Source organism: Margalitia sp. FSL K6-0131 (genome assembly GCF_038008735.1).
Taxonomy (GTDB): Bacteria; Bacillota; Bacilli; order Bacillales; family Bacillaceae_C; genus Margalitia; species Margalitia shackletonii.
The window spans coordinates 5,342,171-5,356,131 of the sequence record NZ_JBBOZS010000001.1 but is presented as its reverse complement, the minus strand read 5'-3'; the positions used below and the strand labels follow the sequence as shown (position 1 = coordinate 5,356,131).

Annotated in this window: 15 protein-coding genes; 8 read left to right on the top strand and 7 right to left on the bottom strand. The window is 37.0% G+C overall.

Annotation, left to right across the window (positions count from 1 at the left end; translation table 11 throughout):
- Nucleotides 1-80: 80 nt before the first annotated feature.
- On the top strand, nt 81-2,219 hold the full coding sequence (gene recQ, locus NSQ59_RS26195; protein WP_152982434.1) for a DNA helicase RecQ: 2,139 nt from the start codon (nt 81-83) through the stop codon (nt 2,217-2,219).
- Between the two features lie 52 nt (nt 2,220-2,271).
- Here the strand turns inward: recQ and NSQ59_RS26190 are convergent, their stop codons facing one another.
- Nucleotides 2,272-3,147 carry a polysaccharide deacetylase family protein gene (locus NSQ59_RS26190; RefSeq protein WP_083489474.1) on the bottom strand — a complete coding sequence of 292 codons (876 nt, stop codon included), beginning with the start codon at nt 3,145-3,147 and terminating at the stop codon, nt 2,272-2,274.
- Nucleotides 3,148-3,425: 278 nt separating this feature from the next.
- On the opposite strand from NSQ59_RS26190, the gene NSQ59_RS26185 reads away from it, so the two are divergent.
- On the top strand, nt 3,426-4,292 hold the full coding sequence (locus NSQ59_RS26185; RefSeq protein WP_340833050.1) for a Cof-type HAD-IIB family hydrolase: 867 nt from the start codon (nt 3,426-3,428) through the stop codon (nt 4,290-4,292).
- 174 nt (nt 4,293-4,466) lie between these two features.
- Here the strand turns inward: NSQ59_RS26185 and NSQ59_RS26180 are convergent, their stop codons facing one another.
- From NSQ59_RS26180 to NSQ59_RS26170, 3 genes are all read right to left on the bottom strand, one after another.
- Nucleotides 4,467-5,120: a TetR/AcrR family transcriptional regulator gene (locus NSQ59_RS26180; protein ID WP_055741475.1), complete on the bottom strand. Its 654-nt coding sequence runs from the start codon at nt 5,118-5,120 to the stop codon at nt 4,467-4,469.
- A 187-nt stretch (nt 5,121-5,307) separates the two neighbouring features.
- Entirely contained in the window at nt 5,308-6,315 is a 1,008-nt protein-coding gene (locus NSQ59_RS26175) for an ABC transporter permease (RefSeq protein ID WP_055741474.1), read from the bottom strand.
- Nucleotides 6,305-7,036: an ABC transporter ATP-binding protein gene (locus NSQ59_RS26170; protein WP_055741473.1), complete on the bottom strand. Its 732-nt coding sequence runs from the start codon at nt 7,034-7,036 to the stop codon at nt 6,305-6,307. The genes NSQ59_RS26175 and NSQ59_RS26170 overlap by 11 nt, the downstream gene beginning before the upstream one ends.
- 189 nt (nt 7,037-7,225) lie before the next feature.
- Here NSQ59_RS26170 and NSQ59_RS26165 point away from each other — a divergent pair, with 189 nt between their 5' ends.
- The gene (locus NSQ59_RS26165; RefSeq protein WP_340833049.1) at nt 7,226-7,777 is read left to right on the top strand and encodes an RDD family protein; all 552 of its coding nucleotides are present in this window, start codon (nt 7,226-7,228) and stop codon (nt 7,775-7,777) included.
- 24 nt (nt 7,778-7,801) lie between these two features.
- Here NSQ59_RS26165 and bshB2 read toward each other — a convergent pair whose 3' ends face one another.
- From bshB2 to pdxK, 3 genes are all read right to left on the bottom strand, one after another.
- The gene (bshB2, locus tag NSQ59_RS26160) at nt 7,802-8,485 is read right to left on the bottom strand and encodes a bacillithiol biosynthesis deacetylase BshB2 (RefSeq protein WP_055741471.1); all 684 of its coding nucleotides are present in this window, start codon (nt 8,483-8,485) and stop codon (nt 7,802-7,804) included.
- A gap of 24 nt (nt 8,486-8,509) precedes the next feature.
- Entirely contained in the window at nt 8,510-8,860 is a 351-nt protein-coding gene (locus NSQ59_RS26155; protein ID WP_055741470.1) for a YojF family protein, read from the bottom strand.
- A gap of 453 nt (nt 8,861-9,313) precedes the next feature.
- The gene (gene pdxK / locus NSQ59_RS26150; RefSeq protein WP_055741469.1) at nt 9,314-10,129 is read right to left on the bottom strand and encodes a pyridoxine/pyridoxal/pyridoxamine kinase; all 816 of its coding nucleotides are present in this window, start codon (nt 10,127-10,129) and stop codon (nt 9,314-9,316) included.
- A gap of 783 nt (nt 10,130-10,912) precedes the next feature.
- Between pdxK and rsgA the strand changes: the two genes are divergently transcribed.
- The 5 genes from rsgA (at nt 10,913) to moaD (ending at nt 13,959) form a co-directional block, all read left to right on the top strand.
- Nucleotides 10,913-11,971 carry a ribosome small subunit-dependent GTPase A gene (gene rsgA / locus NSQ59_RS26145; protein ID WP_340833046.1) on the top strand — a complete coding sequence of 353 codons (1,059 nt, stop codon included), beginning with the start codon at nt 10,913-10,915 and terminating at the stop codon, nt 11,969-11,971.
- A 274-nt stretch (nt 11,972-12,245) separates the two neighbouring features.
- Complete coding sequence (locus NSQ59_RS26140) at nt 12,246-12,641, top strand: VOC family protein (protein WP_340833045.1); 396 nt, start codon at nt 12,246-12,248, stop codon at nt 12,639-12,641.
- Nucleotides 12,642-12,646: 5 nt separating this feature from the next.
- Nucleotides 12,647-13,258: a molybdenum cofactor guanylyltransferase gene (gene mobA, locus NSQ59_RS26135; RefSeq protein WP_055741466.1), complete on the top strand. Its 612-nt coding sequence runs from the start codon at nt 12,647-12,649 to the stop codon at nt 13,256-13,258.
- A 10-nt stretch (nt 13,259-13,268) separates the two neighbouring features.
- Nucleotides 13,269-13,733 carry a molybdenum cofactor biosynthesis protein MoaE gene (locus NSQ59_RS26130; protein WP_055741465.1) on the top strand — a complete coding sequence of 155 codons (465 nt, stop codon included), beginning with the start codon at nt 13,269-13,271 and terminating at the stop codon, nt 13,731-13,733.
- Nucleotides 13,726-13,959: a molybdopterin converting factor subunit 1 gene (gene moaD / locus NSQ59_RS26125; RefSeq protein WP_055741464.1), complete on the top strand. Its 234-nt coding sequence runs from the start codon at nt 13,726-13,728 to the stop codon at nt 13,957-13,959. Before NSQ59_RS26130 ends, moaD begins: the two co-directional genes overlap by 8 nt.
- The last annotated feature ends 2 nt before the right edge of the window (nt 13,960-13,961 follow it).

Genomic DNA, 13,961 nt, shown 5'->3' with positions numbered 1-13,961 from the left:
ACCATTTAATATAATCTAATTAACTTCCTTATCTTCATCGTCCCACCTTATCCTTCTAAAAAATATCCTCGAAAGGAGCCATCATATTGTTATCAAAAGCAAAAGACATTCTTCAATCCTACTATGGTTATACTGAATTTAGGAAAGGCCAAGAGACTATTATTGATCAAGTTCTGCACGGAAAGGATACCGTCGCCATTATGCCAACAGGCGGTGGAAAATCCATTTGCTATCAAATTCCCGCGTTAATATTTCCAGGTGTATCAATTGTTATTTCTCCTCTCATTTCCTTGATGAAGGATCAAGTCGACGCCCTAACAAATGCAGGTATTCCCGCCACGTTTATCAACAGCTCTATAACCGGAAGTGAAATGGATGAACGTTTACAAGGGATGGAAGCAGGGAAATATAAACTAGTCTATATTGCTCCGGAAAGATTAGAAGCACCGGCATTTATTGAACTTCTCAATAGAGTAAATGTGTCTTTGCTGGCTATCGATGAGGCCCACTGTATATCGCAATGGGGACATGATTTCCGCCCAAGCTATTTACTTATTAAAAAACTAATCCAGCAAATCTATCCGAAACCAATTATTTTAGCTCTAACTGCTACGGCTACACCGAACGTGAAGGAGGATATTTGTGATTTATTAAATATTCCTTTATCTAACGTTATTTTAACGGGATTCGGAAGAGAGAATTTAGCATTTCAAGTGATTAAAGGGCAGGATCGGGATCTGTTTTTAAAAGAGTATATTCAAAAAAATGAGGACCAGGCAGGTATTGTGTATGCTGCAACACGAAAAGAAGTGGAGCGGTTATACCATCAATTAAATAATCTTGGCATTCGGGTTGGGAAATATCATGCAGGCATGTCAGAGACAGAGCGAAACCGAAATCAAGAGGAATTTATATATGATGATATTACCGTTATGGTTGCAACAAGTGCATTTGGCATGGGGATCAATAAATCGAATGTTAGATACGTGATCCATTATCATATTCCAAAGAATATGGAATCGTATTATCAGGAGGCTGGCCGTGCAGGCCGAGATGGTTCGGAGAGCGAGTGCATTCTTTTATTTGCTCCTCAGGATGTTCATATTCAAAAGTTTTTTATTGACCAATCTGATATGAATATAGAGAGGAAGGAATATGAATATTCCAAGCTGCGCAAGATGATTTCCTATTGTCATACGGAGACCTGCTTCCAGCAATATATTTTGCAATATTTCGGAGAAGTAAACGCTTGTAATTGCGGGAAATGCGGAAATTGCACAGATGATCGTAAGCAAGTAGATGTGACAGAAGATGCGCAAATGGTTCTATCCTGTATAAAGCGAATGAATGAGCGATTTGGAAAAACCTTTATTACAAAGGTTTTAACAGGCTCCAATGATAAGAAAATTAATAGCTTCGGTTTCCATCAGCTTTCCACATACGGCATCATGAGGGAAAAAACGCAAAAAGATGTTAATGAGTTTATTGATTATTTAACAGCGGAAGGATATTTACGGCCAACAGATGGTGCTTATCCGGTTTTAATGATCACAAATAAAGGGATTAATGTTTTAATCGGCGGGGAGAAGGTGTTTAAGAAGGAAAAGATTCAAGTGAAACGGCTGGCTCAAGATAATCCATTGTTTGAGGATTTAAGGCAGTTAAGAAGAGAGATTGCTTCAATTGAAAAAATTCCTCCGTACATTATCTTCTCTGACCAAACCTTGCAGGAGATGAGTATAAGAATGCCTACTACCGACAATGAATTACTGCAAATAAAAGGGGTAGGGGAAAGAAAGCTTGAGCAATATGGCAGTGCCTTTTTAACGGTTATTTTAGCTTATCGCGAACAAAATGGGATTAAGGATAGTTTTAAATTTAATGCGGAAAGTTCAAGGCCAAGTTCTGTTTCTGAGGAAGGAAAGCAAAAGGAGAAAAGTCACCACGCAACATACGCCCTTTTACAGGAAGGGTTAAATATTGAGGAGATCGCGGAAAGACGTGGGATGTCGACGAGGACGATTGAAAGTCATCTTGTTAAATGTTCTGACGAAGGGTTTGCTATTGATTGGGACCAATTTATCCCATCCGAATTTGTATCTATTATTGCGGAAGCCGTTGCAAAGGCCGATACTGATAGACTTACACCAATCAAAGAGCTTCTGCCTGATGAAGTGAGCTTTTTTATGATACGGGCTTTTTTACAGAAAAACCAGTAGATTGTGGGGAAATGAGACAAAGTGTTACGGCTTGTCCATTTCCTCCTTTTGTTTATTGTGGCGTTGCAAGTATTCTTGCGAAGCCCTCCAATGACATTCCTGGGAATATCCGTATTCGGTGAAGAGAATACATTCCTTGGTCACGGAAAGCATCTCCAGGCTCAGTTGTCACAGCCATTTTATACCCTGCTGATTGGGCAAGTTTTAATGTTTCCTCATTATAGACTCCAGCAGGATAACAAAGAAAGATCGTATTTTGATGGAGCATCTTATCCAATAGTTCCTTGGAGCGTTTCATTTCGCTAGTTTGTTGGTCAGCAGATAATTGATTAAGGTTGAGATGATGAATGGTATGGCTTTCAACGGAAAATCCATTTCTTGAAAGCTCCAGCATTTGTTTAGCAGTTAAGTGATTCTTTTTATTGATGGACCTTCCAATCATAAATATGGTAGCCTTCATACCGAATTGTTTAAGAATAGGATATGCTTTGGTATAGTTATCTTCGTAACCATCATCGAAAGTGATTAAGACACAATTTTCGCGAGGTTTTATATCTTTTGTTAAGACCAAATAAGCCTCCTCTGGGGAAAGGGTATAATATCCATTCTCCTTTAACCATTTCATTTGGGAAAAAAATTCATTTTCCGGAACGCACAAGCCATTACCTATGGATATACTATGATACATAAGAATGGGAATATGAACGGTTCCTTTAACAGGAATCCATTTCGAGGTATTTATACTTGCGTTTGTAGGCTTAATATTAAAATGATTAGTCCTTTCAAAATTTGATGGTTTCATTTTGGGACTTTGAGTATTTATTTTCATTGGTTCTTTATTTTTTTCAGCTTGATCGGAAGTATTGTTTCGGCACCCCGCAAATGCAACTGAAAGTAGAAGAATTAGTATAACTACTTTTTTACCCATTATGCTCCATCCTACTTTCTACTAATCTTTTAATCTATATATCCGAAGTTATTTATTTGAAGCAGAATATTCTTCAAAAGAATACCGGTATGAGCTATATAAGATTAGTTTGAATCGAATAAAAGTTTTTATTCGCTAGTAAATATTTACCAATATTTGTTGTTACGGGATATGTACTGTAAGAAGTTTGTTTTTGTATATAGTTTGTATCCCTATGTTGACAAATGGTACAATATTGAAGTTGATGAGGTTCGTGCAACTAGAAAGGATGGTGCTTAATGATTCGATGTATTGCATCAGATATGGACGGCACTTTGCTGAATTCGCTGCAAGAAATTAGTGAATTAAACCGGAAGGCGCTTCTTTATGCAAAAGAGCAGGGAATCGAGGTTGTGATTGCAACGGGGCGTTCTTATGATGAAGCACATACTCTTCTGAAAGATGCGGGAATTAGATGCCCACTAATAGCGGTAAATGGTGCGGAAATCCGAAATGAATCTGGTGAAATTGTTGGCTCAACCGGTTTAAATGGGGAGCAAGCTGCCGCCATAGCCAAGATTTTAAATGTGATTGGGGTTTATTTTGAAATCTACACGAATAAAGGCAAGTTTACCGAGGATTATGATAAAAGCATAAGTGTCATTGTCGATATATACAAAACTGCCAATCCAGAACGCCCAACTGAAGAAATTCGCAAAATGGTAGAGGATCGTTTTACTAAGGGATTCATTCAAACAATTAATGACTATGAAGTCCTTTTTAATAATCCCGGGTACATTTTTTATAAGTTCATCGTTTTTTCAAGTGACGAGGAACTATTGAAAAAGGCAAGTATAGCGTTGCATGAAGTAGAAGGGCTGAAAGTTACATCCTCTGGTCACAATAATTTGGAAGTAAACCATATTAATGCCCAAAAGGGAATTGCCTTAGAAGCATTTGTAAAAGAAAGAGGCATCGATTTAAAGGACACCATGGCAATTGGAGATAACTTAAATGATCTTTCTATGTTAAAAAAAGTCGGATACCCTTTTGCAATGGGGAACGCAGAAGAAGAGGTTAAACAACTTTGCAAATATCAGGCCGATTTAAACATTAATGATGGTGTAGGTAAGGCGGTTGCGCAATTGTTGAATGTAACATTATAAGATTTTGGACGATGTGGGAAAGGTGTTTTCGCATCGTTTTTTTATGTCTTTGTAAGTCTAAAGTCATGATTTACGCTGATTGATTGCATTTTCGCGCCGTTGAATGGAAAATCGCACTGTTCATAGTTGAAGAAAATAAAAAAGAGCTATCCAAAAAGATAACTCGTAAAAAGATCACTTTGGATCCGGACTCAATCCCTTTACAACGAATCGAATCGTTCGTTCCATTTCTTGTTCATCATCCCATTCAGATTCGGGAACTAATAAGGTTCTAGCTAAAATAAAGCCAATGATGGCGGAAGCAGATAGCCGCATGACCGATGTTGGCGGAATATCAATAATTTGCCCCTTTTTTTGATAGCTTTCCACGATGTATTTAAAGCGACCAATTAGTTTATTAAAAACATGCTCGATAAATTGATTTTTTAATTCCGGATGAAATGGAATTTCTTGCAGACAAATTTTAAGTATTGGCATATGTTTCTTGGCGAATTCCATTCTATTAATAATGACAGCTCTTAAAAAGTCCTCAAAATCACCATAATCATTTAACAACACTTTATTGAAGTCCCGAATAAAAAATGGTGCTAATAGTTTTGCCATTGTTGGTGCTACAATGGAAAGCAGCAAATCTTTTTTTGTTTTATAGTGACGGAAGATGGTTCCTTCTGCAACACCAGCCTTCTTAGCAATTTCGCTTGTGGAAGTTGCGGCATACCCTTTTTCAGAAAAGGTTTCCACCGCTGCTTCAAGTATTTTCTTTTGCTTTTCTGTCATATTCTCATGATTTTCCAAAAGAATATCCAGAAAATCGCTTTGTTCAGACATTGTATTCTCTCCAGTCTACTTCATTCCATTTAGAGTTCTTTTTAAAAGAAAGATAAGTTTAATTACAGTCTAGCTTCAACGCCTATCGGCTAGCGGATTTCTCCGTCTTCTGTAGGCAAGGGCAATCGTCCCTCGCCCGTGAAGATTACGAAATCCATACGCCAGTGCTGCAGCGTCTATGCTTTTCTTATATTTTACGATATTTTTTCAATGCCGCAATGTTTACGATAATAAAGAACGCCGAAAAGACGAGTAACATTAAGATATCGAATAGTGTATCTTGAAAATGTGCTCCACGAATCATAATGTCTCTTAACGCATCCGCCGCGTAATATAATGGTGTAATAGGACCAATCCAGCTTAACCAATCTGGAATGGTATCCAGATTGAATAAACCTGAAAAAAAGATTTGTGGGACAACTACAATGGGAATAAATTGCATCATTTGTAGCTCTGTTCTTGCAAAGGCGGAAAGCAGCATACCTAGTGTAAGTGCGGTAAAAGACAAAAGCAAGATTACCAACAAACTAGTTAAAAAGGATCCGACCATCATTAATTTTAGAATATAAACAGCATAAGAGGTTATTAATGCGGATTGAATAATCGTAAATATTCCAAATCCTATGACATAGCCAAATACCATATGGGAAACTTTGATTGGACTCGCCATTAATCTTTCTAACGTTCCGGATGTACGTTCCCGCAAAAAGGAAACCCCGCTAATAAGAAAAACAAAGAAAAAGACAAAAAAACCGAGTAATACAGGTCCAAAATAGTCAAAGGATTTCATATCCTTATTGCCATGTAAATATTCTATTTCTATAGGAGATTGTTTGCTTTGGAAAAGGGACTGTACTTTCTGAATAACGGCTTTATTTACATTAGGATCGCTTCCTTCCAACACGAGAGAAGGAGATGGAGCAATAGTAAGGTAGCCGTCAATTTTACTTTCCTTTAAGGCCTTTCTTGCTGACGATTCATTTTTATAATGATGAAAAGAGCTTCCTAATTTAATCGGAGCCGTTTGTTGTGCTGTTGGTTCAACATACCCAATCTTCGGCTTATAATCTTTCCCGTTAAAAACAGCCCATAGCATGGTTAGCACTAAAATAGGGGCAAGAATCATCAGTGCAAGTGTTCTTTTATCCCGCATGAACTGACGAAGGATACGGATAATAAACGCTTTAATGGTCATGTGCCGCACCCCCTACCGCCAAAAAGATTTCCTCTAATGTATTTACTCTATACATTTCCTTCATTTTCTCCGGAGTATCATTCACAATCAGTTTCCCGCTTTGGATAAGGCCCAATCTGTCGCATTTTTCGGCTTCATCCATTACATGGGTTGTAAGGAAGATGGTCGTTCCTTGTTTAGTAAGTGTTTGAAATTGACCCCAGATGGATTTTCTTAATACAGGGTCAATGCCCACTGTAGGTTCATCTAAGATTAATAGTTTTGGTTCATGTAAAAGCGAGATGGCAAGCGATAATCTTCGCTTCATGCCTCCAGAATATTGGTGGAGTGTCTTATGCAAGTGGTTTTGTAAATCAACCATTTCCATTACTAATTGAATGCGCTCTTTTAGCTTTTTTCCCTTTAATCCGTATAGAGAACCAAAGAATTCGAGATTTTCCTTTGCTGTTAAATCTAGATATAGTGCATCGGATTGCGCCATATATCCAATTATTTTTTTTGCTTCGAATGAGGGTATCTCCAATCCCGCAATACTTATGTTTCCAGAATTAATGGACTCAATACCCATCATCATTTTTACCAGTGTTGTTTTACCGGAGCCAGATGGACCTAATAAGCCAAAAATTTCACCAGTACCAACTGTTAGAGAAACATCCTCTAAAATTTGTTGGTTACCGAAGCTTTTACTCACATTAGTAATGGATACAATAGCACTGTTCATATTTCCCCCTCCTTGAAATGGAAGTGAGTAATCACTCATTGTTAATAGTGTAAAATGATTTTAATCATTTGTAAAGTGAGTAATCACTCACAATAAAAATATATTATTAAACAGCGGTGTAATAAATTCAAAAAATTCGTTCATTACGTGATATATTTTTATTTAGAAAGCGTGGGAGGAGAGAGTCATTTGGAACCAGTAGAGAATAGAGAAAGAAAGTTGAATACTGTTGCCCCTTACCGAAGAAGATTATACGCTTTTTTAATAGATTATTTGGTGATTATTGGATATGGCTTGATTTTAGTTTTACTGTCCTTTGTTTTACGTTCTTTTTTCCAATCGTTGTTTTTAAAAAATTCATTTGTAGCTGAGCTTGCGGGATTTTGTTTCATTACCTTACCTGTTATGCTGTATTTCATTTTCATGGAGGCATCGAGAAAAGGAGGTACTTTAGGGAAGAGGATGCAAAACATCCGGGTTGTGAAACAAGATGGGAAAAGGATTGGATTGGGAAGAGCTGCTTTCCGTTCCATCATTAAATTTCTACCTTGGGAAATTTCCCATTTCTCTATATGGAATATGGTGAGACCGTCTGACTTTCCTGACAGTTTCATAACTTCTATTTTAATTACCGTAAATATCTTGGCATTTCTTTATATTTTCTTTCCATTAACGAACAAACAGAGAAAAAATGTATATGATTGGATTGCGGGTACAACTGTTGTTTCTTATAAAAAATAAAAAAAATAAGTCCGATATTCGAACTTATTCTACCTTGTCATTGTCCCATGGATAAGACCAAAATCTTTCTGTTTGGAGCCACGCTAATGTTTCTGGGTCTTTTTCTGCTACTTTCTTTTCTCTTTCTTCCATCATCCAACCAGTTTGGGAAATATGTGCTTTCATCGCTCCAATTTTTTGATCAATAACGTCACTCACATCATTTGCGATATCCGGTTTTCCAATTTCCTCTTCATGTCCTTTGGAGAAAGCAACACAATGAACTTTTGGACGTGCTTCAATAGGGATTTTTCTAACCGCCCGAATTACTGCTCTTCCTGTAGCATCGTGGTCCGGATGTACAGAATACCCCGGATAGAAAGTGATGATGAGCGAAGGATTTAATTCCTCTATTAAATCAGTAATCATGTTGGTCATTTTTTCGTCATCTTCAAATTCAACGGTTTTATCACGTAATCCCATCATTCGAAGATCTTGAATTCCCATTACTTCTGCGGCGTTTTGTAATTCCCTTCTTCGAATATTCGGAAGGGATTCTCTTGTCGCGAAAGGAGGATTTCCTAAGTTTCTGCCCATTTGTCCCAGGGTTAAGCAGGCATAAGTAACAGGAGTCCCGTTTTTTACATGAGTAGAAATCGTGCCGGAAACACCAAATGCTTCATCATCCGGATGTGGAAATACGACTAAGACTTGACGTTCTTTTTCCATATAAAAAAACTCCTAACTAAAAAATTATATTTCAAACGGGTTTTTGCTAATTTCTAACGCAACTGCGAGTTTACCATCATAACCATGACCGGCAAGCAATAAACGATTTTGTTCATCTACTTCGAAATGGGTAATGCCTTCTGCATAAATCCAACCGATTTCCATTTTTATCCCAACTCGGAAAGGACCATCACCAGTAATTTTTCCATGCTCATATTTCACTTTTGCATTCCGAATATAAGCGCCCGCAGAAAAAAATGATTCATTAAAATGGGAAGCATAGGCTCCATTTGTTGTTTCAAGATGTATGTAAACCTCTTGATTAGCAAATTCATTTATTTTTTCTTGTACTTTTGACATGTTAATTGGCTCCATGGAAAATTCCCCTCCTTTTCATTAAAAAATTAATGATTGTATAAGTTTTATTATTTAATTTATTTATTAACTCTAGTCTTGTCTAGTACCTACGCCTAACGGCAAGCGGATTTCTACGTCTCCCCCTGCGATAAACGGGCATCAGGTGAAATTTGAAATGCTAATCTCATTCATTCGTACGCAGATGGGCAAGGCACTACCACTTTTCTAAGTATGTGAACATTTTACTAAAAATAGTAACAGAATGCTAAAATTTAGCTTCAATAAAAGGCTCTTTTCTTAAACGATGATCCATAATAAATCAATAACCTTATAAAATTCTCTGTTCAGCATAGAATTAAATTTTTTGAAAAAAGATGCGCCGAAACTTACAGCATCTTCTTACACAAAGAGAGAAAAACAATTTATACGAAAACAAAAAAAGCGGGTGTCATTCCACCCGCGGTATATTTTTTACTTTGTCGAAACAAAGCGAGTATAGGCTCCGTGCATAACTGGACCAACGTATTGGTTAAGCTTAAAGCCGTGTTCGATAGCTGCAGTCACAAATTCTTTTGCAGTAGTTACAGCATCTTTAACAGATGCACCTTTTGCAAGCTCTGCCGTAATGGCAGCCGCAAATGTACAGCCTGCACCATGATTATAAGTTGTTTCTAATTTTTCCTTCTCAAGAAGAGTGAATTCTGTTCCATCATAGAATAAGTCTACAGCTTTATCATGATTTAGTTGTTTGCCGCCTTTAATGACAACATTTTTTGCACCCAACTCATGAATTTTAACAGCTGCTTCTTTCATATCATCAATGGTTTTAATAGGACCTGTTTTGGCTAATTGCCATGCTTCAAAAAGATTAGGAGTTACAACAGTAGCACGTGGTAATAACAGATCGCGCATTGCTTCTGTGTTTTCTGGTTGTAATACCTCATCTTCCCCTTTACAAACCATAACAGGGTCAATGACCACTTTATCCAGTTTATGCTCATCAATTTTTTTTGCTGCAAGTTCGATAATGTCAACAGAACCAAGCATACCGGTTTTCATTGCATCGATGCCAACAGACAAAATGGTTTCTAATTGTGGTTCAACGGTTTTTACATCAATAGGAAAAACATTATGATGCCAATCATTTTTAGGATCCATTGTTACAATCGATGTAATGGCAGTCATACCATAAACGCCTAATTCTTGGAATGTTTTCAAATCAGCTTGGAGCCCTGCACCACCGCTTGAATCAGATCCAGCAAGAGTAAAGGTCTTTTTCAATGTCATATTACGATTCCTCCTCCATTTCCAATGATGAAATACTATTTGAATGAATAATATGTACTATCTACATTAGAATAAACCAAAATTTTTTGAAAAACAATGGAAATAGGAAAGGCGGAAGCGCTGGTGAAATTTGAAGTTCCAATTTCACTTGGAGATGGATCAAAAGAGATAAATAATTGGGCAAAAAAAAGAGGGTGTCCTTTTATAAAGGTCACTCTCCACAAGAGGGGGTTTCATCGTCTATCACCATTATGGACAATGATTTAGCAAACTATACATCTAGTAAAAAATTATTTTTATTTTTCGAAAATGACTTTACTTTCTTAAATGAAACGTTTACAATATGCTTGTAAATCAAACATTTTCCAAAGGAGGTATGTATTATGAACGCAAATGTATATATGACGAATCAATTTAATTTCATAATGCAGTCCATGGAAAATATAATGTGTACGAATAAGCGTTAGGCAACATATTATTCATGTTATTTAACCATGGGCTGTCACTTAAAGGCTCATGGTTTTTATATTATTAGGGTGTAATATACCCTTTTTTCAACAAAACCGTGTTCACACGGTTTATTTTTTTTACCTAAGGCTCTTTTCTTAAACTTTATTGCTTTTGTATACGAAATTCTAAGTAACAGCCTTATTTAAGTTAAAAATCAATAAAATTGGTAAGAAAAGATGCCCCGAAACCAAGCCTACTTAGGATTTATAACTAATGACGAAAGCAACAAATATTGTGAAAACAGCCTTATTATAAAAAACGGAGGAATCACATTTGAATTTAAAAACATTAGGTTGGAATGAATTTTTTGAAGAGGAATTTTTGCAGTTTAAGGAACAAGGATATGAGGTTGGCAGAATCGCGCTTGAACATAAAAAAATTTACAGGGTATTAACGGAATATGGAGAGCTTTTAGGTGAAGTTTCTGGAAAAATGCGTTTTAATGCGCTGGATCGTGGAGATTATCCTGCTGTAGGGGATTGGGTTGTAATTTCAGCACGTCCGGATGAACAGAAGGCTACGATTCATGCTGTCCTGCCTCGCAAAAGTAAATTCTCGAGAAAGGTTGCCGGTCAGACAACAGAAGAACAAATTGTAGCATCAAATGTTGATACAATCTTTTTAGTAAATGCTTTAAATGCAGATTTCAATGTGCGACGAATTGAACGCTATATTTTGTCTGCCTGGGAAAGTGGTGCAAATCCCGTTATTATTTTGAGTAAAGCTGATTTATGTGAGGATATAGATGAAAAGATTGCTGAAGTAGAAACCGTGGCATTCGGAATTCCAATTCTTCCGATCAGCGCGGAAAAAAATATTGGGATAGACCAGCTTTCTCCGTATCTTCATGAGGGGCAAACGATTGCTTTACTTGGATCCTCGGGTGTTGGAAAATCGACGTTGACCAATACATTGATCGGTCACCATAAACAACAGGTAAAAGAGGTTCGGGAAGGTGATGATCGTGGGCGTCATACGACAACTCATCGGGAATTAATCGTTCTTGAACATGGTGGTATATTAATCGATACTCCAGGGATGCGAGAATTGCAGCTTTGGGAAGCGGATGAGGGTCTAAGCCAAAGCTTCTCGGATGTAGAATCTTTAGCGGAGCATTGTAAATTTAGAGATTGTAAACATAAAAAGGAACCTGGGTGTGCTATCCAACAAGCGATTTCTGACGGAACTTTGGATATTGACCGATATAATAGCTATGTAAAACTGCAAAAAGAGCTTGCTTATATAGAAAGAAAAGAAAATCAGCGGGCGGCATTAGCGGAAAAAGCAAAATGGAAACAAATCTCTAATGGTCAGAAGAAGATAAAGTATTAATGGATGTATAAAAAAGCTTAGTATGCAGCTAAGCTTTTTTCTCTTTAGGATAACCATTATTAATGGATGACTTTGTGCACAAATACAAGTCTATAACAGAGAAGCGTGAACAATAGAAGAAGTATCGTTCCTAAAACAAAGACCGACACAGGAACACGGGAGCAAAAACGTGTGGCACTAAATTCAGAACTCGGGAAAAGTTAAATGAAAGGAAGGTACTATTCCTCTCACTATAGAAATAAATAATAGTTAATATTGTAAAGGGGAAAATATGATGCTTCACCATATCGAAATATATGTATCGGATCTCAATAAAACAATAAAATTTTGGGATTGGCTTTTAACGAAATTAGATTACCAGGTCTATCAAAAGTGGGACAAGGGGATTAGTTGGAAGGATACGTCCACATATATCGTATTTGTTCAGGCCGATGAAAAGTATCTGGATATCCCATATCATCGCTCGAGGGTTGGGCTAAATCATCTTGCTTTTTGTGCAAAATCAAGGCAACATGTCGATGATATTACATTGGAGCTACAGGAAAGAGGGATAAACATTCTGTATTCGGATCGCCATCCGTTTGCAGGAGGGCCATCCCATTATGCCTTGTATTTTGAGGATCCGGACCGTATTAAGGTGGAATTAGTGGCACCTGTGGAAGGGGAGTAATTTAGATGAAAACCATTATTTTAGCCGGTGGAAAATCCAGCAGAATGGGGAAAAATAAAGCGTTACTTCCTATAGGGGGAAAAAGTATTATTAAGAGAATAGCAGAGGAATTTACTCCTATTTCAGAAGAAATCATTATTATTGCGAATATACCTGAAATATATAATGAACTGGATCTTTCTATATTTCCGGATGTGCCGGAATTTAGGGGTGAGGGTCCTTTGGCAGGTATTTATACAGGTATAGATGTAGCTGATGAAGACTTTTGTTTATTTATAGCCTGTGATATGCCGTTCGTATCTCGAAAAATAGGAGAATATTTAATAAGAGAATTAAAGAATAGCGGAGTGGACGCTGTTATTCCTTCACATCAAGGAAGAGTTCATCCTCTATTTGGAGCCTACCATAAAAGAATTCAGCCCTTCATTAAAGAAAATCTTTTAAATGGAAAGCGAAAAATGTCACATCTTTTAAATGAAGTGAATGCTAAAATTATAGAAAAACAAGATATTCCGGAAGAATTGCAGGTTGAGTGGGAATATTGCTTATGGAATTTGAATACATTGGAAGATTATCAAAAAGCTTTAGAATTTTATCAGAATATCAACAAGCTCTAGAGGTGATAGAATGAATTTTCAAATCACGAAGGATCCAATTGAGATAGAAAAAATAGTGCAAAAAGTGGTACGAAGGGAAGCTGGGGCTATCACTACTTTTATAGGGACTGTCCGGGAACTTACTCACGGCAGACGTACTTTGTATCTTGAATATGAAGCATATGAATCGATGGCACTCAAAAAACTTGAGGAAATTGGAAACGAAATAGCTGAAAAATGGCCAGGGACGAAAACAGCAATCACACATCGTATCGGCAGATTAAAGATTACCGATATTGCTGTGGTCATTGCCGTTTCTACTCCTCATCGAGCAGAAAGCTATGAGGCAAATAGATACGCGATTGAACGAATAAAGGAAATCGTTCCTATTTGGAAAAAAGAACATTGGGATGATGGGGAAGAGTGGGTAGGCAACCAATTAGGAACAAAAAAATATACAGATGGAAAGCCAGGAGAGGATGAACTCCATGATTAAACTGCTACTTTTTGCAAAGCTTCGTGATCAAGCGGGGAAGCAAGAAATAAATGTTGATATAGAAGGTAAATCGGTAAAAGAATTAAAAAGAGTTTTAAAGGAATCTTATTCTTTCGATGAATTAGATAGCATTATGGTCGCAATTAATGAAGAATTCGTAAATGATGAAGAGATTATCCGTAAAGGTGATGTTGTCGCTCTGATCCCGCCAGTCAGCGGGGGTTGAAA